31 protein-coding genes and 1 pseudogene are annotated in these 24,861 nt (G+C 38.1%); 13 read left to right on the top strand and 19 right to left on the bottom strand.

The window, feature by feature from the left end; all coding sequences use genetic code 11:
- The first annotated feature begins 18 nt into the window (after window positions 1-18).
- On the top strand, window positions 19-816 hold the full coding sequence (locus ACEVFT_RS23115) for a DnaD domain protein (protein WP_393951442.1): 798 nt from the start codon (window positions 19-21) through the stop codon (window positions 814-816).
- Here ACEVFT_RS23115 and ACEVFT_RS23110 read toward each other — a convergent pair.
- Window positions 802-1,686, bottom strand: a pseudogene (locus ACEVFT_RS23110) (aminoglycoside phosphotransferase family protein). The gene ACEVFT_RS23115 and the pseudogene ACEVFT_RS23110 overlap by 15 nt on opposite strands.
- A 372-nt stretch (window positions 1,687-2,058) precedes the next feature.
- Here ACEVFT_RS23110 and ACEVFT_RS23105 point away from each other — a divergent pair.
- Window positions 2,059-2,835, top strand: coding sequence for an N-acetylmuramoyl-L-alanine amidase (locus ACEVFT_RS23105; RefSeq protein WP_342443424.1), 777 nt, complete (start codon window positions 2,059-2,061; stop codon window positions 2,833-2,835).
- Between the two features lie 106 nt (window positions 2,836-2,941).
- Window positions 2,942-3,220, top strand: coding sequence for a hypothetical protein (locus ACEVFT_RS23100; protein ID WP_393951441.1), 279 nt, complete (start codon window positions 2,942-2,944; stop codon window positions 3,218-3,220).
- 50 nt (window positions 3,221-3,270) lie between these two features.
- On the opposite strand, the gene ACEVFT_RS23095 is transcribed toward ACEVFT_RS23100, so the two are convergent.
- The 4 genes from ACEVFT_RS23095 to ACEVFT_RS23080 all read right to left on the bottom strand — a co-directional run bounded on the left by ACEVFT_RS23095 (window position 3,271) and on the right by ACEVFT_RS23080 (window position 5,974).
- A complete protein-coding gene (locus ACEVFT_RS23095; protein ID WP_393951440.1) occupies window positions 3,271-3,879 on the bottom strand; it encodes a copper amine oxidase N-terminal domain-containing protein in 609 nt (202 codons plus the stop codon).
- Between the two features lie 142 nt (window positions 3,880-4,021).
- Window positions 4,022-4,513, bottom strand: a complete 492-nt coding sequence (locus ACEVFT_RS23090) for a DUF2975 domain-containing protein (RefSeq protein WP_393951439.1) — start codon at window positions 4,511-4,513, stop codon at window positions 4,022-4,024.
- A gap of 141 nt (window positions 4,514-4,654) precedes the next feature.
- The gene (locus tag ACEVFT_RS23085) at window positions 4,655-5,362 is read right to left on the bottom strand and encodes a DNA alkylation repair protein (RefSeq protein WP_342534524.1); all 708 of its coding nucleotides are present in this window, start codon (window positions 5,360-5,362) and stop codon (window positions 4,655-4,657) included.
- An 18-nt stretch (window positions 5,363-5,380) separates the two neighbouring features.
- Window positions 5,381-5,974, bottom strand: a complete 594-nt coding sequence (locus tag ACEVFT_RS23080; RefSeq protein WP_342534525.1) for a TetR/AcrR family transcriptional regulator C-terminal domain-containing protein — start codon at window positions 5,972-5,974, stop codon at window positions 5,381-5,383.
- 127 nt (window positions 5,975-6,101) lie between these two features.
- Between ACEVFT_RS23080 and ACEVFT_RS23075 the strand changes: the two genes are divergently transcribed.
- Window positions 6,102-9,182: an MMPL family transporter gene (locus tag ACEVFT_RS23075; RefSeq protein ID WP_393951438.1), complete on the top strand. Its 3,081-nt coding sequence runs from the start codon at window positions 6,102-6,104 to the stop codon at window positions 9,180-9,182.
- Between the two features lie 85 nt (window positions 9,183-9,267).
- Here ACEVFT_RS23075 and ACEVFT_RS23070 read toward each other — a convergent pair whose 3' ends face one another.
- The gene (locus ACEVFT_RS23070; RefSeq protein WP_393951437.1) at window positions 9,268-9,888 is read right to left on the bottom strand and encodes a hypothetical protein; all 621 of its coding nucleotides are present in this window, start codon (window positions 9,886-9,888) and stop codon (window positions 9,268-9,270) included.
- Window positions 9,889-10,084: 196 nt separating this feature from the next.
- Between ACEVFT_RS23070 and ACEVFT_RS23065 the strand changes: the two genes are divergently transcribed.
- From ACEVFT_RS23065 to ACEVFT_RS23035, 7 genes are all read left to right on the top strand, one after another.
- Window positions 10,085-10,354, top strand: coding sequence for a KGG domain-containing protein (locus tag ACEVFT_RS23065; RefSeq protein WP_393951436.1), 270 nt, complete (start codon window positions 10,085-10,087; stop codon window positions 10,352-10,354).
- A gap of 162 nt (window positions 10,355-10,516) precedes the next feature.
- Window positions 10,517-11,071 carry an integrase gene (locus tag ACEVFT_RS23060; protein ID WP_393951435.1) on the top strand — a complete coding sequence of 185 codons (555 nt, stop codon included), beginning with the start codon at window positions 10,517-10,519 and terminating at the stop codon, window positions 11,069-11,071.
- A 71-nt stretch (window positions 11,072-11,142) separates the two neighbouring features.
- Window positions 11,143-11,325 carry a hypothetical protein gene (locus ACEVFT_RS23055; protein WP_243456430.1) on the top strand — a complete coding sequence of 61 codons (183 nt, stop codon included), beginning with the start codon at window positions 11,143-11,145 and terminating at the stop codon, window positions 11,323-11,325.
- 201 nt (window positions 11,326-11,526) lie between these two features.
- Window positions 11,527-12,000 carry a hypothetical protein gene (locus tag ACEVFT_RS23050; RefSeq protein ID WP_393951434.1) on the top strand — a complete coding sequence of 158 codons (474 nt, stop codon included), beginning with the start codon at window positions 11,527-11,529 and terminating at the stop codon, window positions 11,998-12,000.
- 722 nt (window positions 12,001-12,722) lie between these two features.
- Entirely contained in the window at window positions 12,723-13,760 is a 1,038-nt protein-coding gene (locus tag ACEVFT_RS23045) for a threonine aldolase family protein (RefSeq protein ID WP_393951433.1), read from the top strand.
- A 93-nt stretch (window positions 13,761-13,853) separates the two neighbouring features.
- Window positions 13,854-14,405, top strand: coding sequence for a DUF1697 domain-containing protein (locus tag ACEVFT_RS23040; RefSeq protein WP_393951432.1), 552 nt, complete (start codon window positions 13,854-13,856; stop codon window positions 14,403-14,405).
- 33 nt (window positions 14,406-14,438) lie between these two features.
- Entirely contained in the window at window positions 14,439-14,636 is a 198-nt protein-coding gene (locus ACEVFT_RS23035) for a hypothetical protein (protein ID WP_393951431.1), read from the top strand.
- A gap of 48 nt (window positions 14,637-14,684) precedes the next feature.
- On the opposite strand, the gene ACEVFT_RS23030 is transcribed toward ACEVFT_RS23035, so the two are convergent.
- Both ACEVFT_RS23030 and ACEVFT_RS23025 read right to left on the bottom strand, forming a co-directional pair.
- Window positions 14,685-14,876: a hypothetical protein gene (locus ACEVFT_RS23030; RefSeq protein WP_205443131.1), complete on the bottom strand. Its 192-nt coding sequence runs from the start codon at window positions 14,874-14,876 to the stop codon at window positions 14,685-14,687.
- 130 nt (window positions 14,877-15,006) lie between these two features.
- The gene (locus tag ACEVFT_RS23025; protein ID WP_393951430.1) at window positions 15,007-15,555 is read right to left on the bottom strand and encodes a carbon monoxide dehydrogenase; all 549 of its coding nucleotides are present in this window, start codon (window positions 15,553-15,555) and stop codon (window positions 15,007-15,009) included.
- Window positions 15,556-15,729: 174 nt separating this feature from the next.
- Here ACEVFT_RS23025 and ACEVFT_RS23020 point away from each other — a divergent pair, with 174 nt between their 5' ends.
- Window positions 15,730-16,530 carry an SDR family NAD(P)-dependent oxidoreductase gene (locus ACEVFT_RS23020; protein WP_342443440.1) on the top strand — a complete coding sequence of 267 codons (801 nt, stop codon included), beginning with the start codon at window positions 15,730-15,732 and terminating at the stop codon, window positions 16,528-16,530.
- Window positions 16,531-16,586: 56 nt separating this feature from the next.
- Here ACEVFT_RS23020 and ACEVFT_RS23015 read toward each other — a convergent pair whose 3' ends face one another.
- From ACEVFT_RS23015 to ACEVFT_RS22970, 10 genes are all read right to left on the bottom strand, one after another.
- Window positions 16,587-17,114, bottom strand: a complete 528-nt coding sequence (locus ACEVFT_RS23015; RefSeq protein WP_342443441.1) for a GNAT family N-acetyltransferase — start codon at window positions 17,112-17,114, stop codon at window positions 16,587-16,589.
- Between the two features lie 238 nt (window positions 17,115-17,352).
- On the bottom strand, window positions 17,353-17,550 hold the full coding sequence (locus ACEVFT_RS23010) for a hypothetical protein (RefSeq protein ID WP_393951429.1): 198 nt from the start codon (window positions 17,548-17,550) through the stop codon (window positions 17,353-17,355).
- 107 nt (window positions 17,551-17,657) lie between these two features.
- Window positions 17,658-18,515 carry a DMT family transporter gene (locus ACEVFT_RS23005; protein WP_393951473.1) on the bottom strand — a complete coding sequence of 286 codons (858 nt, stop codon included), beginning with the start codon at window positions 18,513-18,515 and terminating at the stop codon, window positions 17,658-17,660.
- A 326-nt stretch (window positions 18,516-18,841) separates the two neighbouring features.
- Window positions 18,842-19,312 (bottom strand): hypothetical protein, encoded by a 471-nt coding sequence (locus tag ACEVFT_RS23000; protein ID WP_393951428.1) that lies wholly within the window; start codon window positions 19,310-19,312, stop codon window positions 18,842-18,844.
- 51 nt (window positions 19,313-19,363) lie between these two features.
- Complete coding sequence (locus ACEVFT_RS22995) at window positions 19,364-19,819, bottom strand: DinB family protein (RefSeq protein ID WP_393951472.1); 456 nt, start codon at window positions 19,817-19,819, stop codon at window positions 19,364-19,366.
- 143 nt (window positions 19,820-19,962) lie between these two features.
- The gene (locus ACEVFT_RS22990) at window positions 19,963-20,508 is read right to left on the bottom strand and encodes a DUF7010 family protein (protein WP_342443444.1); all 546 of its coding nucleotides are present in this window, start codon (window positions 20,506-20,508) and stop codon (window positions 19,963-19,965) included.
- Between the two features lie 466 nt (window positions 20,509-20,974).
- On the bottom strand, window positions 20,975-21,544 hold the full coding sequence (locus ACEVFT_RS22985) for a hypothetical protein (protein ID WP_393951427.1): 570 nt from the start codon (window positions 21,542-21,544) through the stop codon (window positions 20,975-20,977).
- Window positions 21,545-22,217: 673 nt separating this feature from the next.
- Window positions 22,218-22,880, bottom strand: a complete 663-nt coding sequence (locus ACEVFT_RS22980; RefSeq protein ID WP_393951426.1) for a hypothetical protein — start codon at window positions 22,878-22,880, stop codon at window positions 22,218-22,220.
- Between the two features lie 279 nt (window positions 22,881-23,159).
- Entirely contained in the window at window positions 23,160-23,357 is a 198-nt protein-coding gene (locus tag ACEVFT_RS22975) for a hypothetical protein (RefSeq protein WP_393951425.1), read from the bottom strand.
- A 123-nt stretch (window positions 23,358-23,480) separates the two neighbouring features.
- Complete coding sequence (locus ACEVFT_RS22970) at window positions 23,481-23,681, bottom strand: hypothetical protein (RefSeq protein ID WP_205443146.1); 201 nt, start codon at window positions 23,679-23,681, stop codon at window positions 23,481-23,483.
- A 173-nt stretch (window positions 23,682-23,854) separates the two neighbouring features.
- On the opposite strand from ACEVFT_RS22970, the gene ACEVFT_RS22965 reads away from it, so the two are divergent.
- Window positions 23,855-24,250, top strand: coding sequence for an NUDIX hydrolase (locus tag ACEVFT_RS22965; RefSeq protein ID WP_342443446.1), 396 nt, complete (start codon window positions 23,855-23,857; stop codon window positions 24,248-24,250).
- 386 nt (window positions 24,251-24,636) lie between these two features.
- Here ACEVFT_RS22965 and ACEVFT_RS22960 read toward each other — a convergent pair whose 3' ends face one another.
- Window positions 24,637-24,810, bottom strand: a complete 174-nt coding sequence (locus ACEVFT_RS22960) for a hypothetical protein (RefSeq protein ID WP_342534540.1) — start codon at window positions 24,808-24,810, stop codon at window positions 24,637-24,639.
- Between the last annotated feature and the right edge of the window lie 51 nt (window positions 24,811-24,861).

Here is a 24,861-nt window from a genome sequence, read left to right as displayed (position 1 = left end):
ATGGAAAGAGGGATCATGATGATTTATCGAGTAGTCAAAAAGCAGAATTTCGTTGTGCTGGATAAGGCATTTTTAAATGATGGTCAATTGAGCTGGAAAGCTAAGGGACTGCTTGCCTATATGCTGTCCTTACCAGATGATTGGCACTTTCGTCTTGCCGATTTAGCCACACGTAGTAAATGTGGACGGGAGGCGACAGCCAGCATTATAGCTGAACTCATAGAGGCGGGCTATCTTCAAAAAGTGCAGAAGAGAGCAAAGGATGGCAAGTTCGGTAAGGTGGAATTTTTCGTGTATGAAGCTCCCAAACGTGCGGCCATGCCGTCAACGGCTACACCATCAACGGAAAAGCCCACACTACTAAATAATGAATTACTAAATAAGCAATTACTAAAAGATAGAGATGATAAGCAGTCTACTACCACTGCCTACCATTTTTTCGAGCAACAGGGCTTTGGCACACTAACCGCCTATATTTCTAGCAAAATACGTCATTGGCTCACTATGTTTTCGGAGGAAATGGTCATACATGCGATGAAGTTAGCGGTGGAGCACAATGTTCTACGCTGGCGGTATGTAGAAAAGATTTTACAAAATTGGTGTGATCAGAACATAAAGAGCCTTGCAGATATTGCGATAGAGCAACAGCGTTTTCAAGCACGCAAGCAACAAGTGTCACCACCTTATAAGGGCAGACGGCAGGAGATCATTCCGAAGTGGTTTCATCAGCGTTATGAGGAGGAACCAACATCGCAGCCAACGATGGATTTTGAAGCGGAACGGCAAAAAATATTAGCCCTCTTACGGAGCGAATAAATTCTCCGTATACCATAAAGGTTTCATCGAAGAAAAGTTATCATGATCCTGTAAAATGATGTGAATTCTTGCCAACGCATCGTCAAAGGATTGTGGATCATATTGGCGTGTCCAAACAATGGTTGAAAAGACAGTCATCGCGGCATAGAGGGCATACAGCCGCCAAAACATATCGTCTGGTGCAGATGAAAAATAGCCATCGATTTGTCCGATACAGAAGGGGATACTATGTCTCCTACTAAACAAGGCAAGATGATAAAAGTCATGATAAGGATCACCTACATCATAGCCATTAAAATCAATAACCCCATTGTAAGTAAGGCCCTTACAAATAATGTGACCAAGGTGGAAATCATCATGAAGCAGGGTAATGGGACGTTGCTTTAACAGTGGCAAGTGCGTTTCAATAAAGCGCAATAGTTTAGCTTCTTGCGGAAGTTGATAGGAGTCTAGCTGATATGCCCTAAGATAAGCAGAGAATTTTTTGAGCTGTGCTGTCTCCCAATGGATTATTTGTGGGGGGCTCACTTGATGTATTTTTCTCAATTCCTAAAATTGCTCTGCGTCAGAGAGTTCCTGAATGACCTCATCTGCTGGCGTGCCTTCTAAAAAGCTAACGACCATTGCGGAAACGTTGGCTTCCTGAAACAAGGTATAGTCCACGGCTTTATGCGTTCTTACATCCTGTTTTGCTAAGTTTTGGAGCAAGGGAAACTCTTTTGCGCGTTTTTCATGATGCACTATGTCTGCTATACGCACCATATAGCGCATTTCACCAACTGTTACGAGATACTTACTATCAGGTGAATAGCCTTTATTAATTTTAACTAGTTCCGTCAAGCCATGTAAGCTTGGTAATTGACGAATCATCTCTATTGCCTGCACATTTTCTTTCCTCACTTTCAATATTTTAGAAGATCAAAAATACTACAGAAAACAATACTTTGTCAATGCTTGGAATCAAGAAAAGAGGTTATAAAATCATATTGAAAAAATAGTAAAAGAGCACAACTAACTAGAAATCACTTTTGTGTGAGCATTTACTAATAGTAAGTGGATGTCATTGTGACATTCACACTTCATAGCTTCGAGGAAAGAGAGGTGAAACAATAACAGCTAGTGTAGTAATGCCGTAAGAAACACTCTCTTACCAACGGTTGATTTTCCCTAACTACCGCAAATAGCAGAAAAGCATCACATAGCGTCAGTCGCTAAAAAAATAATAGGAAAGGACGGTGCAGCATGAGTTATGTTATTGAAAAACAGTTGATGTCAGGGTTACCGAATCAGGCGCTAACGGCAGTAAAATACGTTGTGGCCCATGAATCAGGTAATGGCAACAATACAGGCCCAAAAGCATTGGAAAACGAAATTGCCTATATGAATCGAAATAAAGCCAATGCCTTCGTCTCTCACTGGGTAGGCGGTGGTGGAAGAATCGTACAAGTAGCCCCTGTGAATCGCGTGCAATATGGCTGTGGTCCAAAGGGAAATCCGTATAGCTATGCCCAGGTGGAATTGGCACGGACTGCTGACAAGGAACAATTTAAGAAGGATTATGCCGCTTATATTTGGCTGTTACGTAAGCTTGCCATAGAGGCAGGGGTTCCTACTGTTTTAGATGGCAACGGTAATGGCATTAAGTCACATCGATGGATTGCGGAAAATCTAGGAGGCACTACGCACAAAGATCCTTTTGACTATTTAAAAAGTATGGGGATTACAGAAGCACAGTTCCAGCAAGATATTAAAAATGGGCTTGAGGAGGGATTAACAGTGTCGCAATACAATGAGCTGAAACAAGAGATCGCGACGTTAAAAAGCTTACTAGCTGAAAAAGCTAGTTTACAAACAAGCAGAGAAGTAGGCGCGGCCCATAAAGAGGCTTGGGAATGGGCTATTAACGAAGGCATTATCCGAGGCGATGGAAGTAAGAACATGAATCCAGCAGGCGCCTTGACGCGGGAGCAAATGGCGACCATGCTGAAGCGCTATTACGACAAATTTATAGCCAACTAATTGTACAGGATAAGGCTCAACTATCATCATGAGCTTTATCCTTTTTCTTTGAATAAAGGTTTTTTCAAACTTTTGTCGAATGTAGTAGAAGAGAGGAGGGGTTTTGATGTTAACAAAAATAAGAAAAGTAAAATTTGAACAAGAAAGAAAAAATCCATTATACCAGGTGGTGATGGAATGTCCAGATGGTAAGCAACTCTATGTAAAATTTGATTATACGTATAAAACAAAGAATTTCTGGCCATTGGAAGTGAATTATAATAAAAAGAACTATGGTGCTAAGTTAGCATGGTATACAAATGAAGTCGAGAATATGACAGTGGCTTTATTTTTAGCAACAATTGCTAGCAAAGTCAACAAGAAGTATGATTTTAACTTTAAGTAACAATAAAAAAAGCAGCACCTTATAGGAGCATACTGCTTATAGCCTGTCCATTAATTTGTCGAGATATAGACAACGAGTGCTGCCTCATCAAATGTTACATTTGCGCCGAGTGCTTGACTGACAAAGCGTAAAGGCACCATTGTTGTTCCTTGATAAATTTCAGCTGGATGGCTGAGTGTAATCGTTGATGAAGCACCATTTGCATCAACATAAGCCGTCTTATTCCCCACACCGATCACAATTTTTTTACTGTCCTTTGTTGCCATCACTTTTTTCGTCGCACTATCATAGCTAACCGTTGCCCCAAGAGATTCAAAAATCGCCTTCATCGGCACTAAGGTTGTGCCATTTTTCATATAAGCGCCAGGCGTATAATTTTGCTTCACGTCATTTAAATAGACAGCAACCTTCGTTAATACGGGTGCTACCGTTGCTTTAGGTGTCGGCGTAGCATGACTTTGACCGCCTGAGGAAGACCCTGCATTATTGCCACCATTGCCATTATGATAATGATAGCCTGAACAAAGCCCTTTAGCCTTTGATTTGTCAGAACAGTTGTGACCACCATTGCCATCTAAACGCCCTGGATGTGCACTTGCAATAGAGGCTGTGGTGAAAAATAACGTAAGCATCGCCATCAACAAAACCAATTTCTTCATATAAATCCTCCTATTTATAAAATATGTAATTATTATACTGTTAAAAAGTGAATTTTGATATGTTTTTATAGGAAATTAGTTTTAGCGGATACTTTCAACACTAAGAAGGCACTAACAATCAATACTGGTTAGTGCCTTTTGGTTATATCGTTAATTCATTTTCACACTGAAGATCCATGGCCTTTTGCAACAGCCGATGCAGAACGGCTGCAAAGGTTGCAATCGTACTGGAGGCAAAGATGCTGATCAGTGACAGCGTAATAATTCCTGTAATATCTTCCTTGCCAGTAAACATCAACATAATCGCTGCAATGCCTAGCACAAGGAAGAGAACAATGGTGAAAGCACAATTTTTGATCGTTCTCAAAGCGCGTATAGATGATTCGGAGAACGCTTGATGCTGGTCGATATTCGTTAAGAGACGATAAGCTTGATACAACGCAGCGTAATAGGGAATGCATAGTGTATATACATAGATTAAAAAAAGATAGGACAAATAGGACGATTCAGGATGTGCCGCTGCATCTCTGCTGGCCACCCCAGGTAACCAAAACAGCCCTAACGCTAATACAGGTATACCAAGTAGAATAATCACACTCTTTAGGAAAAGAGTTGACCCTTTTTTATGTTTCATTCAAAGCACCTCACTGGTTATGGTACATTGATTTTAAAACAAAATTTATCGTTTATCAATAAAAATGTATTAAAAATCATTGATTTTTTATCTTAAAGAGACATCCATCCTTGTGGGATTGATGCCTTTTAAGTGTGCTGATTAACATCTTACATATTTTCGTTTAAAGCCCACTCTACCTCGTTCTACTTCCTTTTGAATTGTTTCATAAGCATGAAGCAGCGTGCTTTTTTTGTTGTCTCGTTTCATTTCCACTGGACCAATTGCCTGTGCTGTTGCTACAGCTTGTTCGTGGAGCGGCACATAGGAAATAGCCACTGTGTATAGAAAATTATTCATGGCCGATTTTGTACGTTCGGGTACGTCGTGGATGGTATTTTTTACGACCTCCAGCATGTTAGCCAGCTTGCTCTCGGAGAATTCGCTATCCTTGCGATTCCCTAATAGCCAGCAATAGCAGCTCCAGCCCGCAGACATTTTCAGTTCCTCACCACTGGCAATCCATGCATCTGCCACCTCCTGTGCAATCGGTGCTTCCGCTAAAGTGACCGCTACGACATAATCCGACAGCATGTAAAAATAAGCTGCCTCGATCCAACGATTAAAATCTTCCGCAGTCATGGCTTTTGGATCTGCAATGACACCAGCAAAGTACATGGCATCATAGTTGCCAGTGGCATAAAGCGCTTCTGCTAGAGCCTGATCGATTTTAATTTTCTTCGCAATGGGCTTCATCGCACCTGTTGCCACACCAAACAACGGCTCATGAGCGCCATTTGACATATACATTTTTTTCGTTCGTTCCTTGCCCAGAGCCTCTAGCTCCTGCAGCACCATTTCAGCATTCATAGTAGCACTTCCTTTTCTTTAATCGATTGCCTTGAGACAGTTAGTATTATTTACGCCATACAGCGTTTTCGTTCCTTCTAAGTGGTCACTTAAAAACCGATCCACCATTTGAATAAGCTCTTCAACGGAAAAATCAAGCTCGCCCTGTAGCCAGCTAATGGTTACAGCCGTAATGGATACGGTGAAAAAATGGGTCACAAAACTCATATATTTTTTCTCCATCTCTTGGCACATTTCCGCAATTTGCTTCACGAAGTCTTCAATAATGCTATATATTTCTTGATGGAAAAAGCGATTAAAATGCTCATGACCCATGGAATTAATAGCATTAAGCGCAAACGCTCGATTTTTCTCTAAGTATAATACTATATCTCGATAGCCTTCTTGCCAAAGGCTTTCATCCTTATAATTATCCAGCAACTCAATTGCCTCTCGCTCTAATGTCCACTTCAATAAATCATAAATATCCTCAAAGTGATAGTAAAACGTCTGTCGATTCAATTGTGCTTTCTCCATGACTTCCTGTATCGATATCTTTTCTAATGGCTTAAGGACCATTAAGTCTTTTAAGACACTGGCTAATTGCCTTTTTGTTTTTTCACTTTTTTTCATATGGATCACCTTTTTTACAATTTTGCATTTTTGTCTGAATTTTTACAGATCACATCATCTGTCTATATCTTGCTCTTCCTTTCTTGATATACAGTATAGTCAGTTCTAATTGGAAAGGAAGAAAAGCATGAAAAAGTCATGGATATTGAGTCCTGTTTTTTGGGTGATAACAGTTATCGTGATGCTGATGGTAATGCCTAATCTTGAAAAACTTGTACTAGATAAAGGACAAATCACGTTGCCTAGTGATTTAGAGAGCGTCATTGGCACAGAGCTGTTAAATGATATTCAAAACGAAGGAAAGGATACCTATTCGTTTGTCTATGTATTTCATCAAGATAAGGGTTTAACAGCTGCTGATTATTCGGCAATCGAAGGGGTACTTCATCATTTAAACACAAAAAAGCTTCATATCACAAATGCGCTCTTCCATACAGATAGTGAGCAGGCGGCAAATCAATTAGTTAGTAAAGACCATACAACCGTCATGGCACAATTGTCAATTGATAGAAAGATCGGTACAGCCAGTGAAGCGGCAGCGTTATTAAGGGCGGAAGTAAAAGATTTATCAATGGATACATATGTAACAGGAGCCGATATTGTGATGGATGATTTCTCTTCCACAACTCAAGAAGGTGTGAAAAAGACCGAAATCATTGCCGTTGTCTTTATCATTGCGATATTGGTGATCATTTTCCGTTCACCGATTATTCCATTTATCTCACTTTTAACAGTAGGGGTAGCCTATACTGTATCGTTATCCATCATCGCCTTACTTGCTAATTATTGGAATTTTCCGTTTTCTAACTTTACGCAAGTATTTTTAGTCGTCATATTATTTGGGATTGGTACTGACTACAATATTCTTTTGTTTACTCGCTTTAAAGAGGAATTAGCTAACACGAATCATGTCTTAAAGGCGATACAAAACACCTATAAAACAGCTGGGAAAACCGTATTACTAAGCAGCTCATCTGTGTTAATAGGCTTTACGGTGCTGTATTTTTCAAAATTCTCCTTGTATCAAAGTGTCAGTGGAATCGCGATTGGTATTTGTGTCTTATTGGCCGTTTTGATGACATTAAATCCATTCTTTATGGGGTTGCTTGGCTTTAAGCTGTTTTGGCCAAGTAAGGCGATAGCAGGGCATACTGAAAATAAGCTGTGGGGTTTTTTTGCGAAAAATGCCTTTGCAAGACCATTCGTGGGCATTATCTTTGCCTGTATCCTCACCTTGCCATTTATTTATCATTATACAGGGGAACTCAATTACAACGATTTAGTAGAAATTGACGACAAATATGAATCGAAGCAGGCAATTAGCTTGATTGAAAAACATTATGAGCCTGGTATGAGTGCGCCTGCAACACTTGTTATCCAACAAAAGGAATCGCTCGCAAGCACTGATTATTTACGTGCATTAGATGAATTAACAGGCATTATTGCCAATACACCTGGTGTAGCAAAAGTCTATTCTCCGACACGTCCTGAAGGGGAGCGTATCGCTGATCTTTATGTGAATGAACAAGCAAATACACTAAAGGGGGGCTTGGGAGAAGCACAAGAGGGTGTCGGTTCTATTCAAAAAGGACTACAGGATGCCACCAATCAATTATCGGAAGAACAAGATGTCAGTGGTGTCCAAAATTTAATTAATGGCACCATACAATTAGAGAATGGGGCTAGTGATTTAACGAATGCTTTACAGGGATTAACGAATGGCTTAGACAATGCTGCAAACGGCTCAACCGATTTAATTGACGGAGCAGTAGCCTTAGAAGCGGGACTTGGGGAGCTTCAACAAGGACTCAATCAATTACAAACCTCCTATCAACAAATTGATACAGGCTTTCAACAATATCGTCCAGTTTTTTCTCAAATCGAGCAGCTAATCACGTCCTCTAAACAAGCATTTGAAGGTATTTTAGCGGCCATGAATGCATATGTCCAAGCAAACCCTGAAGCAGCAGATGATGACCATATCCAAACAACTATAAGGACTGCCCAGCAGGGAATAAGTTCGCTAAATGCATTAGATGTAGCATCGCTGTCAGCCCAATATAATCAATTAACAAAGGCTTTCGGGCAAGCCAATACTTCCTTAGCTAATGCCCAATCAGCAATTGTGACATTAAAAGCAGGCGCTCGTGCCCTAAAAAGTGGTGTCAATGATTTATCCCAAGGAATAGGGACAGCCGCACAAGGAGCCAATCAAATAACGGCTGGTTCTCACAATTTAACCAATGGATTAGCTGAGGTAAAAGCAGGGCAACAGCAATTACAACAACATTTAAACAGCCTACAGGATAGCATGGTGGAACTGCGCAATGGATTAGGCGAAGGAGCAGAAGGGCTAGAAGACATCTACGCAGGATTAGATGATGCAAATGGCTATTTACATGAATTGTCAAACAAAGAATCGGGAACATTTTTTGTGCCAACAGAGGTGTTACAGGGTGAATTCCAGGAAAGCTTAAATGCCTATATGACAGATGATCGTCATGCCGCAACCTTCATGATTATTTTGGAGGTCAATCCCTATAAGGAAGAAGCCATGACGATGATGCGTGACATCAAGCATCGAGTAGACAGCTATGTGGAAAGTTCGGTGTTGCAGCATGCAGACGTCTATTTAACAGGTAAAACAATGAGTAATATCGATTTACAAGAAATTTCTTCAGCTGACTTTATACGAAGTGCAGTACTGATGCTTGCTGGCATTAGCGTGATTTTATGGTTGATCACACGCTCATTTTTACAAACGCTTATTATTAATGCCAGCTTATTAATCGCTACATTTGCAAGCCTTGGTTTAACTGAAATGATAGCGAAACAGCTGCTAGGTTATGACATGCTTAGCTGGAATGTACCATTCTTTACGTACATTATGATTGTCTCACTTGGTGTGGATTACTCCATTTTCTTGATGATGCGCTATAACGAAACAGCACAAGCAGGGCTGAAGGAAATTATTCCGACAAGCCTACAGATGGGAAGTGTTATTTTAGCTGCGGCTGTTATTTTAGGTGGCACATTTGCTGCATTAATGCCATCTGGCGTTATTACGCTGATTCAGGTAGCGATGGCAGTGATTATTGGATTAGTGATCTTGACGTTTATGATGATGCCAATCTTTATTCCAGCTTGGTTTGGACTTGCTGACAAAATAAAGCTACTCCTAGCAAACAGAAAAGAAAAAAATCAGTAACGTTCGTATATTTTTTAAGAATAGAAAAATTACTATTATATGAAATGAAAATGTGGATTTGGTATTTTCCAAATCCACATTTTAGCTAGAGTCTATTCCAAATAAACATAAATTGAGCTGCATCTGATTCGAGGGCAATTTGATGATAATCAGTTGAATCATCATCTGTAATCAAACGCCCTTTTTGCACATTTAAAATGGCATGTTTAACCGAATCAGGATGTTCAATCGCATAGTGGGAGTCTTTTAGAAGCGTGAGGGCAGATCGACATTTATGTTTATCAATGCGCTCATTTTTTCCTTTAAAATACAGCTTGATCAAATAGGGCACATCGTCAATGATTAAACCAAGCTCAGGATTGGAACGAACGATTAAATCGTCACAATACCAATTCGCCTTCCCTGGCTCAAACCACTGAACATGTTTATTTTTTAAGAATTTTATATAGGCTTTAACGGCTTCCTGGTAATTTTTCTGGCGTGCAGGAAGGGCATTATCCACAATGTCGAGTAAATAGGCATCGTTAAAGCGGTGTTCATGGTATTTTTTTAACCCATCCCGCAATGCTTTCCAATAATCTTTTATTGGATGGTACTCTCCCTGATATTTTATATCCTTCACAAACTTTGTCTTAGCTGCACTTCCCTTCATTGTGAAGTCTGTAAATTGTGTTAAACCAATGGATGGCTTTGTGAGAGTCGTCATTTTTCCATCACCCTTCTTTTATCTATAGATTAGTATTATATTGGAAAGGGTACATGTATATGATTGAAGGGCTAGTAAGCAATCAACGCCTAACAGTGTTCTATCACAATAAGAAAATTAGTTTTTAAAAAAATATGTTTCGATATGTTTTGACTGGCAATATAAATAGCTCAAAAAACATTTAGGTGGAATAGAAATGGCTAACAAGCAAAACAATCGCAACAGAAACAACAATGAAAACATGACTGTCGAAGAAGCGGGACGTAAAGGCGGCGAGGCTACGGCTATAAATCATGGACATGAATTTTACGAAGAAATTGGTCGCAAAGGTGGAGAAGCTACGGCTGATAACCACGGCGAAGAATTTTATGGCGAGATAGGCCGTAAAGGTGGAGAGGCACGCAGCAAACAGCGTAGTCAGGACTCCAATGGCAACCAAAATCGTCGACATAACGATAATAACTAATCACATTTAAATAGGTTGAAACCCTTCACACACAAGGCGTTTGCAGTTTTCACTACAGGCTCCTTTTTTGTTGTTAAGTTCCCCTCAATCCACAGGATAAATTTTTGAAGCTCTCCTAATGGTAGTATATATTTAATCCGCTTCTACTTGTTTTCAGAGGAAATGACACAACATAAAGAAAACGAACGATTGCAGGTAATTCAATCCGTCGTGCAGACTGTGAACATGGCGGTCAAGATAAAACAAGATGATTCAGGTATGAATATGAGTTATAACTTTATTGGGGATTATGTAGGTTTTGATGCGAAACGACTAGTAGAGGCAAGAAATGAGCTAATGCTCCCAACTTCACTTGAAGTGTATGTCAAAACAATGACCCTACATGAGCTAGGTCATGCTGTGGATCGAGAAGCATTACAGGCATCACTTCCACGTACAATGGAAATCTTTACGATGAAAAAGCAACATGCCTTAAAGGAAATATATCGTCAGGAACAATTATTAGCCATGCTGATTGAAGAACATGAAATGAATCGTCAATTTGAGCAAACGGCCTGGACGAATGCATGGATGCTGAATCATACACATCATCTCGTTCCTGAAAAGGACTTTCACTATATCAAACAGCATAGCCTAGCGACCTACCAGAAATTATACGACCAAGATTTACAAGCGTATCACCATCTTTTGAACCAACAGATGGTGCCATTAGTTTAGCTAGAAATAATCATTTCATACCGTCCTGGGAATAGATCAAACCAAATAGGGCAATGTAATACTACTTGGAGGTGATCATTTTGACAAAGGGCAAACAATATAAACGTCAGTCAGAGTTGGCGGAATTAGCGACAGATTTAAGTCCAGATGATTTAGATGTGCGCGAAGAAAATGCTTTAACACAAGAGCAAAAGAAAAATTCGAACGAAGGGAATCGTTCAAAAAAATCCGCCACACGCAAATCGCAATCATAACATGAACACCACAATCATTTTGGATTGTGGTGTTCTTTTATCAAGCATAGAGAAGACAAAGCCATCGCCACTTTTACATAGAACTATACTACCGAGCGTTGATTTAATGTTACAATTTATAGAATGAATGAAAGGAGTTGGAATAATTGATTATATTTATCGTGTTTGTTGGCGTGGTCGTTGTCATAGGCATCGTCAGTAATGCAAATAAAAATCACAGCAAATCAAACGAGCACAACCACCACATCCATTCCACAAACGATTTTTCAACAAACGATGCACATCTTTCCTCCCAAGACAGCCACCAATGTACCGATTCTAGTGCTACAACGAGTGACTCATCCTGTGGCTCCGGCGGGGAATGAAGGTGACCATTCTGGAAAAGTGGTTGGAGTGATCCAAAATAAGGGGAAGCCGCTCCTAAATGTGGTAGAAGTGATCCAAAATAAAGGGAAGCCGCTCCAAAGTGAGGTAGAAGTGATCCAAAATAAGGAGAAGCCGCTCCAAAAAGAGTCCAAAGTGATCCAAAATAAGAAGAACCCGCTCCAAAGAGAGGTCAAGGTGATCCAAAATAAGAAGAACCCGCTCCAAAAAGAGTCCAAAGTGATCCAAAATAAGGAGACCGCGCTCCAAAGTAAGTCCAAGGTGATCCAAAATGAGAAGAAGCCGCTCTAAAGAGAGTCCAAGGTGATCTAAAATAAGGAGAAGCCGCTCCAAAGTGAGGTCAAAGTGATCTAACTGGGAAGCCGCCTCGAAGGTGATGCCGAAGTGATCCAACTAAGGGAGACCACGCTCCAAAGTAAGGCTAAAGTGATCCAAAATAAGAAGAACCCGCTCCAAAAAGAGTCCAAAGTGATCCAAAATAAGGAGAACCTGCTCCAAAGCAAGTCCAAGGTGATCCAAAATGAGAAGAAGCCGCTCTAAAGAGAGTCCAAGGTGATCCAAAATAAGAAGAACCCGCTCATAAGTGAGTCCAAGGTGATCCAAAATAAGAAGAACCCGCTCATAAGTGAGTCCAAGGTGATCTAAAATAAGGAGAACCCGCTCCAAAGTGTTGCTAAAGTGATCCCAAATAAGGAGAAGCCGCTCCAAAGAGAATCCAAGGTGATCCTAAAGAAGAGGAGATCAGCTTGGCTCGTATCTCTTCTATCGTACATATTTGAATGGATATTTTTCATCGCCTCACAAATATCTACAACTGTTGAAAAGAACGGAATAGATTTAGCATCCTCGACTAAGTTTTGGTGCGTCATTGTACTTTTGGAGGACAATCTCTAGCCCAATAAATAAGAAGCTATTTACTATTCAGTATTTTTTCAGCTAAACAAATAGCGAAAATAAGGCAACAGGCGTAAGATAGAGTATTAGATAGAGAGAATTTGGAGGTAGTAGTAGAGATGATACGATTCGAAAATGATTATGCAGAGGGTGCCCATCCACAGATTTTGCAACGATTAGTGGCCACAAATGAAGAACAAACACCAGGCTATGGTATGGACGAGCATTGTGAAAAAGCAAGAGCCTCTATTAAAAAAGCCATTGCAGCGGAGCAGGCAGACATTCACTTTTTAGTTGGTGGTACGCAAACGAATACAATCGTTATTGCGTCGATTTTAAGGCCGCATCAGGGCGTTATTGCTGCCAGTACGGGGCATATTGCGGTGCATGAAACGGGTGCTATTGAGGCAACGGGTCATAAGGTGCTGACATTGCCTAGCGATGATGGCAAGCTAACTGCGGCACAGGTGAAAGCTTGCTATGATGCGCATTGGCAGGACAGTACGCATGAGCATATGGTGCAGCCAGGCTTAGTGTACATATCTCATCCTACAGAAAATGGTACAACTTATAGTAAGGCAGAATTAACGGCTTTAAGTGAAGTTTGCCGAGCCTGTGATTTACCGCTGTTTTTAGATGGTGCTCGTTTAGGCTATGGTCTCGTGGCACAAGACAGCGATTTATCTTTAGCAGAAATCGCTAAGCTTGTGGATGTTTTTTATATTGGTGGCACTAAAATGGGTGCATTGTTTGGGGAAGCAGTCGTGATCGTGAATCCTGTGTACCAAAAAGATTTCCGCTACATGATCAAGCAAAGAGGAGGGCTGCTTGCCAAAGGTCGATTATTGGGCATTCAGTTCGAAACGCTATTTGAAGATACGCTTTATATGGATATTTCGCATCATGCTGTAGACATGGCGATGCTGATTCGACAGGCGTTTCTCGACAAAGGCTTCGCAATGCGCTATGACTCGAAAACGAATCAGCAATTTCCAATTTTACCAAACCATCTACTTCCGACGTTGGAAGAAAAATATTCCTTCTCTATTTGGGAAACATACGATGATACTCATACGGTTGTGCGCTTTTGCACAAGCTGGGCTACGACAAAAGAAAATGTGGAGCGTTTAATAGACGATATTCACCGATTAGCATAGCCAATCAAGCTGCACCTTGAATAAATGGGTGCAGTTTTTCCTATTATTCCCTAATTATTGCTATACTATAGATAAAAGGAAGGGTGGAAGCGCATGACAAAACACGTAGCACTTTTACGAGGCATTAATGTAGGTGGGCACAATAAATTAAAAATGGCTGAATTAAGAGATGCCCTGCAACCACTAGGACTCCAAAATATTCGGACATATATTCAAAGTGGCAATATCCTGTTCGAATCAAGTGAATCTGAAGAACTCTTGCAACAGCAAATTCAAGATACCATCCTAACTACATTCACTATCACAAGTACAGTGATCATCCGTACAGCTGATGAGTTCCACTCGATTGTGAACAATTGTCCTTTCCCAGAGCAAGACTTAACAGACGCAAGTGCTACAGCTACAGGGGAAAGTCTCCATGTAGCATTACTACCAGTAGCTCCAACCGAAATAAACAGTGCTAAGCTATTACAATATGTAAGTGAAAAAGAGCGCTGCATTATCAAGGGCAGAGATGTCTATCTGTTATTTTACGATAGCATTCGCAATGCCAAACTTAGTCAACACCTGCATAAGCTGGAGGTGCCCGCTACAGTTCGCAATTGGAAAACGATGATGAAGCTTGCGACGATGATTGATCAGTAGGGAAATCACCTTTCCAAAAGGAGGCGTGTTTGGATGCGACGGGATCAAGTAGTTCATTTTATTTATCCTGTTTTGTACTTCCTTGTAAGAACGGTGCAAGAGCCGATTACATGGGGAGAAAATGTGACGATGATGGTGATAACGATGGTCATCATCTATTTCTTTATTTGGATGTGGAATTGGTCCAAAAAGCCGTATCAATGGGGGAAGAAGAATAATAAAGAAATATAAAACAAGAGAGCAAATTTCATTTTTCTTGAAATGATGCTCTCTTGTTTTTTACTTGAACTTTTCAGGTTTTGTGGCTTTAATAGAGGCAATTTCTCCACATTGCGTACAGACAGTAAAAATAAGAGGAGAGCCAGAAGAAAAGATGCTATTCACGGGTCTTAAAGCCGCATAGCCATCTAATTTCCCTTCAGAAAAAGATTGACCACCACAGGCCTTACAACTATATGTATTCGTTTCCATGTTCTCACCTCATAATGTAAGTTTAAGGAAATTATAACATAGAAAAAGCTACAGCGATATGCATCACTGTAGCTCAGAATTGGTTGATACCCTTTGAGGTTTTCTAAAGTATTATAGCATAACAACTTATTCATTGTATAGATGAAGGAAAATATACTTCATTTGACTTGACTGAATTGGCTATTTGAACGAAAAGATTGGGTGTTTCATGATTCGTGACATCTTTATAAATGCTGAGAAGATATTGTAAATGGTTTTCTTCAAAGACAAAGAAATTAAAAAGTAGGTGCTCAAAATAAATCCCCTGACTACCATCCTGCAGTGTATAGGCTTTTCCTGAAAAGCTCACTTTTTGTTGAATAGGTCGAATATCGATTTTAAAAATATGCTGTTTCATTTCGTTATGAACATAGAGAATGTTTAGTGCATCATTTATGCCATATTCATGATCTTTGTAAAATCGGCCAAATTTATGCGTGATGGAAAATGGGGGGAAAACAGTTGGCAGTTTGATCTTAGTATAATACTGTTCAAATTCCTTCACAGCTGCTTCTACTGATTGATAGCCCGCTTCATCAAATTTTTCCTCAAAAGTGGGCGGCTGAGGATGCGCACTAACATGATCAATGGTTTGGTAAATTAAAAAAATAAATAGTGAAAAAGTAATTTTCTTCCGCATTTGCTTGCACGTCCTTATTGAAAGTACTTTATTTTTAAGTATCTCGATTCAGATTGAAAATATACACTTCACATTCAAGGCTATTAGTTTAAAAATAGATAGTTTAATGTTAAACTATTCAACGGTAAGAGAGCTAATTCGCTCTTTTTCGTGTGATTGAAGGAGGAATTAAAAATGGATCGAGTAAAAAATAAAGTGGCATTAGTGACAGGTGGGGCTTCTGGTATTGGTTTATCCGCAGCTAGCTTATTAGCAAAAGAGGGCGCAAAAGTAGTTATTGCTGATTTCAATGTAGAGGGGGCAAAAGAGGCGGCAGCTACTTTAGTCAAAGAAGGGTATGAGGCGGCAGCGGTTTTCCTTGATGCAGGGGATGCTTCCTCCATTGAAGCGGCCGTGAACTTCACGGTAGAACGATACGGCTCATTAAATGTGCTCTTTAATAATGTTGGTCTAACTAACCTGAAGAAGGATTTAGATGTTTTGAATATTGATTTAGATGAGTGGGATCGTTTAGTCAATGTGAACTTAAAATCCATCTTACTTGGCAGTCGTTTTGCGATTCCACATATGCAAAAAGCGGGCGGGGGCTCAATTATTAATACGGCTTCTATGGCGGCATTCGCCAGTGACCAAATCCGTACAGCCTATGGGGCGACAAAAGCAGGGGTGGTGAATATGACGAGAAACATTGCGACACAATTTGGGAAGGATCATATTCGTTGTAATGCGGTTGCACCAGGGCTAATTTTAACACCAGCTGCAAAAAACAATATGCCAGAGGAAATGCTAGCAATCTATGGAAAATTTAATGCGCTACCTTATCATGGGGAAGCAGATGATATTGGCCATGCAGTGGTATTTTTAGCCTCTGACGAATCAAAATTTATGACGGGCCAAACATTGCAAATTGAAGGCGGCCATTATCTCGCTAACCCAACCATCGCTGATACTAATAACTGGCTAGCATCTTTATAGTGTAAAAAATCATTAATAAAAGAGGTTGCCTATTTTTAGGACAACCTCTCTTTTTATTATGCAAAAGCTTCTGAATAACGCACAATACCCCGCACATCGGCAAGTGCATTTTCTGTTAATTCAAGAGCCATAAATGCTTCGTCTGGTACTTCAAACGGTGCTCGAATATGCCAGTTGCTTGCTGGTTGAAAGCCAAACTTTGGGTAGTAATCTTTGTGACCTAACAGAATGACAGAATGGTACCCTAGCTCCTGTGCTTTTTTGAGAGCCGCACGAATTAATTGACTGCCGATACCCATTTTCTGATGAGAAGGGGCAACTGAGACAGGGGCAAGAGCTAATGATTCCACAGCTTTGTCACCATCCAGTATGTGAATTTTTGATAAAAGAATATGACCAACCAGTTCGTCTTGTTGAATAGCAACGAGTGATAGCTCAGGGATAAAGGCATCTGTTTGGCGAATGCGCTGTACCAGCAAATGCTCCTGATGATCACTGTATGCTTCATTCAAAAAAGCACTTTTCACAATGGCCTCCGTTGTTTGATAATCTGCTGTGAGTTCTTGTCTAATAATCATGTCCATTTGTAATCTCCTGTTCTTTTGAAAATCTATAAATGGTGCTTTCTTGCTACATTCCCTGTATTAAGAAAGCGTACTCACAATGCTTAAACATAAGTTGAACAAACAAAAACCTCCCATATAGACTGTTTATAGTATAGCGAACTTGAGCGCTTTATAAAATGCTATTCCCTCGAAAATAAAGGAAAAATCGGTGAATCGACTGTTTGAAACATGAAATCCCTCCCAAAATTTCATGTTCCTATGTCCCTAAAAGAAAAGCAAGATAAAGCACTGCGTAAAGGGGAAGGGCAATAGAAAGGAGGATATACATGCTCCATTCACCAAGCGATAATTTTCGTTGCCACTTCGTTAATTTTAGCTGTCGACAATAGATCATACTAGCAAGTAAAAAAATTAATAAAGTAAAATCCTTTAAGTTATTTAAAAAGATGATCAATAGTATCAGCTCCTTTAAGCTTATGCAATATATGTGCTACCATGATTTTCGATGACTATAAGGATGCAAAAAGTGCGTCTCTATCTAACATAGAAACGCACTTCGATTTATTCCTCTCGAATGACAATAAAAACGCCACTAAAAATTAACAGGGAGCCTATCCAAAAGGAAAGCCCGATCGTCTCTCCCAATAAGAGCCAGCCTAAAAATGTGCCAACAATAGGTTGAAAGAAGAAAAATAAGCCGCCACTAGACGCATTCATTAGTTGAAGCCCTTTATTCCATAGTAAAAAACCACCAGCTGTTGAGACAATGCCTAAGTAGAGCAAGCCCCCTGAAATCGTTGGCTGCAAAACACTTGCTAGATCCAAATCTTTTAGCCTTGGAAGGACAAAGGGAGTCAATAGCATCACAGCAATCAAAGATGTATAGGTTGTAACAACAATTTGTGAGTAATGGCTTGGCACCTTTTTGATTAACACCGACATCAATGCCCACGTTAAGGCAGCAAGCAGTAAGTAGAGTCCACCTAATTGCTGTGTCACGTCGATTTGACCATTACCTACAATGATCCCCACGCCCATCGTGGCAAGAGCGATGGACAAACACTTTTTCAGCGTAATGCTTTCTTTTAAAATCAAACGGGCAAAGACGACCATAAAAGCAGGAGTTGTTGCTGTAATGATTGCCCCCATCTGCGCAGTGGACAGCATTGTACCCATTTCCTGCGTAACAATCGAAATGGTGTTCCCGATAAGTCCAACAAGAAAAATAATCAACCAATCTTTTTTCACTATTTTCCAAGATTGCTTCATCACGATACCAATGATACCGAGTGCAATCACCGCAATCAAATAACGCATCCAAACAAGCTCTAATGGTGGCACAACCTCCACCACTACTTTAACGACGACATACATAGCACCCCAAATACTTGCGGCAAGCGATAAAAAGATGGCGCCGATTACTAGATTTCACATGTTTTTTCCTCCGTTTTCATAGATACCTATGCCCTTAACGGAGAAAAAGCGCTTCTACCGTTAAAGAAGAAGAAGTGCTGGTACATCCTGTTCAAATAATGGAGCAAACATCATAATAATCCCACCATCCTCAAGTCATTTTTTATTAAGTATAATAGAATATACATTGTTTTCCAAGGGGAGAGGGATGCAAAGGGCATTACTTCCATACGAGATAGAGGGGAAGAAACGTGAAGAACAAACCTCCATTCTGTTAATCACCACAACAGAGAGTATGGTGGGGGAAGCCTTCCTTTTGTAGGTTTCCACCTTTACAATTTCACCCCATTATTTTTAGACTGGATGAAATAGCTATTAGTTGATTCCTGCTTATAGTGTCCTACATTCAATTCGTTCAGATTTATTAAATCCTTAAAGAATTTTGGGACAGGGCAATCCCAATCTACATTTGCTATTGTTAGTGGGAAATTATCCTCAGCTGGATTAGGCGTATGTATATTTACTGAATCCAAACTAGCATCTTCCTCCACGAACTCCATCCACAATTGATAGGGTTTTCCGAGTGTCGAAAGCTTTTCTGATAAATGGTTATACAAGGCGATATGTGCTTTTATATGCTCTCTTCGTATCTTCAAACCATTATTGCCATACCCGTAAAAATCAAGGTGGGTGTGCCACAAATCAAACCAACCTTCTTTGCCAAAGTCTACATCAGATGGCTCTGCCGTTGTTTCTCGCCATAAGTTACGGAAATAACGCTTTTTCCCACGAAATTTTTTCAAATTACTGTTCCTCCATTTAAACAAGTTGTTCTTTTCATTGCTTTGCCTTTATTAAAATAATGGCTTTGGAAATCCATTAAGGTGCGCGATAACAGAGATTTGCCCAACATGGTAAGCTTCATGCGAGTAAACATGATGAAACAACCAGTTAAGTGTAGGTACGGAAGGTGGTGTCCAACCATCGGAAAACTTTGGCACTACGACTAATTGATTGAGCTGCGAATCGTCTAATGTATGTAGAATGTTATCCGTATAATTTCTAATTTCAATATAGCTATCTAGTATTTCCTTAGGCGAACAATCATCGTGAAGGTTTAACATACAAGGTTTTTTAAGACCAATTTCATTCACCCAATAGTCTTCGCTACTTGATAGATGAGAAATAACCCAAGCTACATTATTTGGATAAAAATCGGATTTCTTATACCAAAACGCTTCATCAAGATTAGTTAGGTAAGGTATTAATGTTTTCCTAAGATCATTACGATATGGAAACAGCAAATCCATCCATCCTTTCATTTATTAATACGTTTATTGTAAAGGAACAAGCATGGGATAGGAAATGAATACTTTATTTCTCAGGTTGAATGCGGTCTGGAATAATTAAACGATAGATAGTGTCCAAAAAAAAATCACCTTGAGGAAGGTGATTAAATCGGATTGACTTTAAGCTCTCTTAGAATCAAAAGAACGCCCATTCCATACACGATAGAGATTGCTAAAGGTACAAGTGTGAAAGCTTGATCAACAAAGAAGCCACCTAAAATCAAAGCAGAAAAACAGACGCCTAAAGTCACAAATAAATAAGCTTTACTTTTATAAATCCATATGTAAGGAAGAAAATGAGAGCCTGCAAGTAAACCAATTGTGAAGGGAAGGTATTCAGGTATGTTCATATACACAATGATAAATACAGGTATGTAAAAAGCTTGAGGAGCGGCAACGATTCCTCCTAGCGTCCCTAAAGGGTTACCAGTAGCGTTTAAATTAATACCAAGAATTTTACTAATGAACATACCGATAGGAAAAATAGCGCCTAAGCCAAATATCCAAATTAAATGTACAGTTTCCATTGGCAAAACTAAGGGCATTAGGGTGAAAAGTAAAAAGACAACGGCACCAGCAAGTAAAATGGGGAATCCTTTTTTTACTTCAACGATCATTTCCTTTTGTAAATCTTCCAGTGTTTTATCCATCAATGCACCACCTTTCATGAAATGAATAGAATACAACCTATAATATACCAGTAATTATCTATTTTTACCATAGATGATTTGAAATGGAATTTTTAAAAAGATTGAACATAAAAAAAGCCGATTAGCACGTCCAATCAGCTTCTGTTTTTTAGCTTTTTCTCCGTTTCCATACCGACACTGAAAACCGCGATTACCATACTAAAGAAAAATATAATTTGAACGAATCTGTCTGCGGTCCAAAGCCCCAAAAAATTCATGAAGACAAAGATCATAATTAAAATTGTTGAAGCCACTTGTATATAGAAACGTAAATTAACAAGCATTTGTACATCTCCAATTTATGTAAATCAAATCATGCTTTAAGGTTAACATGGATGGTTTCATTTTGAGGATAGAAATTAATAAAGGTTCACGCAGCGAGAAGTGACCCGTAACTAGCATAGTTCGAGTGCAAATTTAAAAAGTACTAATTATATTTTAGTGTAACTATCTGTGTATAACTATTGGGAGACATATAATCAAACGCGTGCCTGATGACTAATGTATTTGGCTCTTTCCAATTTAATTGATATGCTCCTTCTGAAAATGGTCTATAGCCGTCATCAGTATGTACATTTGCTAAATATTTCATAAATAATCCTGTCTTTGACATTTGATATAATTCGCCAAAACCTCTTTCAACTACTACAAAATTTTCTTGATTTTTTGGAGAGGAGAAAGTCGTATAGTCTACGTCACCAAGATGCAAAACATAAATTATTAAAATGGCTGAAAATATAAAGCAATTATTGATTGTTGCAATGGTAGTCATTATTAAGTTATGAAATAGATGTTGAATTAAATAAACACTAGATATTAGTATTAAAATTATTAATAAACATTTGATTTGATAAGAATGTATTCCTCCTGGTGGGAATCCAATCTGTAAATAAATACCTTTTGTACCGAGAAAAAGTATCAAAAGTAAAATGGATACACTAAAAATAAAACATATAAACCATAGTCGGAAATTGCGTGTATGAAGCAGACCAGGCATATTACATTTCCCTCCTTTTCAAATTAGAGGACGAAAGGTATTGGAAAATGTTGCTTGATATTTTCCATGAGTTATAAAATTTGTTAGAACTGAGCAATTAGAAGGTATTGTTCAGTAGCATTAAAAAAAGCGTTACACAAAAGCAACGCTAAGTTCGTTCAATTCGAGACAACATTACAACACTGGAAACAAAACCTATCAAACCGTTAACCAAAAAAATGTATGCTACTAGTATGGACATCGTTTCTAAGTTGTTTGTAAAGATTCTATATGCCCCTACAGTAAATAATGCCAAACTACTAACTGAGCAAAGTAATGTTCTATTCTTGTCAGTCAAAAAAACACACCCCTAAATAATGGTATTTATAATATGTTAACATAAATTATGTTTTTTGTTAACTAATATTTAGAGGTTTTCCTGTCATGATAACAATAAACCTCACTGAACAATAGAAAGATATTGTGCAGTAAGGTGAATGGCTAACTTGGAAAAAAAGAAAGCTATATGTAGGGTTCTTGCCCTGTTTGTTATGAAAGAATTTTTCGAACTGAAATAGAAGGCGAAACAATAAAAACAGTTAATAACACGGTTTATTGTATCGATTTTACAAATGAAATTTATTTTGAAAACCGGTTTTAAAAAAGTAATGGAATACCATTTGGAAATGTAAATTTAATATGTTTGACCTTCTAAATATCCTTGAACATTAATCGTAAATTCTGATAGATCAAAAGTGTGCTCTTGTATAACATTTGTAGCTATCTTTTGGATTTTCATCTTAGTACTTTCATCGAGATTTTCAACAGGTAATTTAATAAGTATTTTAGCTTCTTTTTCAGATATAGCATTAGGTTCTATCGCAAATGTTTTGTAGTTATTTTCAATTAATTTAAGCCCAATCTGACCACCTAAATCGTCTACTCTAGATTTAAAATCTTGCGTTTCAGAAAGAACATTGATTACATTGATTTTAATTTGCTCTGTGTTAAATTTGTTTTTCTTTATTACACTAGAAGCTACACTCTGTACCTTATCTTTTAAAGTTTTATCTACTTTTTGTTCAATAGGAAATTTTACTGTGAATTCAACAGGTGTACTGTCTAATTCCCCGTGTTGTAATGTAAATTGTAAGTTTTCTTTCTTTAATTCTTTACTAATATTATCCACCAACTTAGAGCGTTTTAATTCTTCTTTACTGATGCCAAGAGTTTCGGTTTGAACTTTTTTAATCTCATTTGCGAATGAATGAGATTCTTTGACAAAAGAAGCAGACAGAACTACTACAGAAACACAGACTAGAAATACGAATATTTTGATCAAGTGATTTTTTCTCATTTTATTTAACAGCTCCTTTTTAGCTATAGTCATAATATGAGAAAATTACTGGTATTTATTCAAATTGATTAAGGGGATTTTTGGGTATTAAAATCAAAAACGAATTTAAAAACGTAAAATTTATGCTTTGCTTAAAGTTTGGGGCAATGATTTCTGGCTAAAAATACGCTACTCAAATCCGAGTAGCGCTTACGGAACAATATGAGGATTAAATAGACTAAACTAATAAGAGGATAATATGTTCAATATATGAGCATATATCCTCTTTTTCAATACATATTAGATATCTTTTTGAGGTTTTACAAAGAATGAAAGGAACATAACAGAAACCCCTATGGCAATGAATAGTACTGCAAAAGATTTATTTGAAATAAATGAATTGTATTCTAGGGCACCAGTTAATCTCGCTGTTCCGATTGAAAGCGATAAGATGCCTAAAACAAATATGATATGTCCAATTTTAGAATGTGTTTTCATTTCATAACAACTCCTGATATTAGGTTAATGATAACATTATTAGGAAATATTTAAAAACATGGTTCGGTTTGATTGCTGCACAATATAAGGAACATGCTTGAAAGATATTGATTGGTAAAACTACTAACCTTTTTCTTTTTTGGGTTTCACAAAGTAAGAAATAAACATGACAAAAAAGCCCATAGAAATGTATATTAGTGCAACAGATTTGTTTGGAATAACTGAATCATATTCAAAGAAACCAGATAATCTTCCCACTCCACTTATAAGCAAAGTAATGCCAAAAATAAATATGATCCATCCAAGTGTAGACATTGTTTTCATTGCATAACAACTCCTGATATATAGGTAATTACCTATATAAGGATAGCATAATTGGATAATATATGAAATATGGAATGATGCATTTACTGCACAACCGGAGGATAATGTGCAGTAAATAAAAAGGAATTAATAGTACAATTAAATGTTAGGAAATTTGAAAGAAGGTTATAAGCATGAGAGATAGAAGTTCGGTTGTAATAATTGAAAATAAAATGATTGCACTTATTAGAAGGGAAAGAGACGGTACCGTTTATTATGTTTTTCCAGGCGGTGGAATGGAGAATAATGAAAAACCTGAAGATACTGCAAGGAGGGAAGCATTAGAGGAATTAGGTGTAATTGTTAGGGTCAAGGATTGTATCGCAGAGGAAAAATTTAATGGCAATCAATATTTTTTCTTATCAGAAATAATTGGGGGTAAATTTGGAACAGGACAAGGTGAAGAATACTCAGACAGCAAAAAAGATAGTGGAACTTATCTACCGATATGGGTAGAGATTGAAAAGTTGTTGACAATTGATATAAAACCAAAAGAAGTTGCTTTAAAGATTCAGTCTTTATTTATATAGAGGTCTATCTATCTATTCAGGATGGACCAATGATACTGCACAACATGCTATTTCTTTTCATATTTTTTACTACCCCATGCCCAATTTAAAAAAGCATAAACAAGTACTGCCCATAAAGAAAAGAAGAGATTATTAAGAAAATCCCAATTACCTATTTTGAAATAATCCGAAACAGATAAAAGTAAAAAAAGTGTAACGAAGTAAACAATATTCAAGTATTTTCTGATAAATGTCATTAGAATCACCTTAATATGTATTTTGTGTAAATTATAACATAAAAAGTCTTAGTGATTTTGTGGCTTAATTAGTTGTTAGTCAAGAATTCTTTACCGAACATTTTAAGGAGATTATGCAAAAAAAGAGCTGTCCTAAAAAAGAACAGCTAATTATTTGCCTGCTTTAAAAAGAGCTTTTCCCTTATGGTAGAGAAATCTTTCCCACTTAGCTAACAATCCATTGCCATTCTCGCCATTTTCTATTGCTAACGCGTGATTTTTATGGAAATCTTTTACTCGTTTATGCTGTTCTTTTTGCCATGGGTGCAAAGGATGATGTTTCATTTTCTAGCCTCCTTTTCGTTACTTAAGTATATGATGGAGTTAGATAAATTA

Origin of the sequence: Lysinibacillus sp. PWR01 (genome assembly GCF_043359455.1) — a bacterium.
GTDB lineage: Bacteria > Bacillota > Bacilli > Bacillales_A > Planococcaceae > Lysinibacillus > Lysinibacillus fusiformis_F.
Note: the sequence above shows the minus strand (reverse complement) of the source record. Positions and strands in the feature narration are given on the sequence as shown.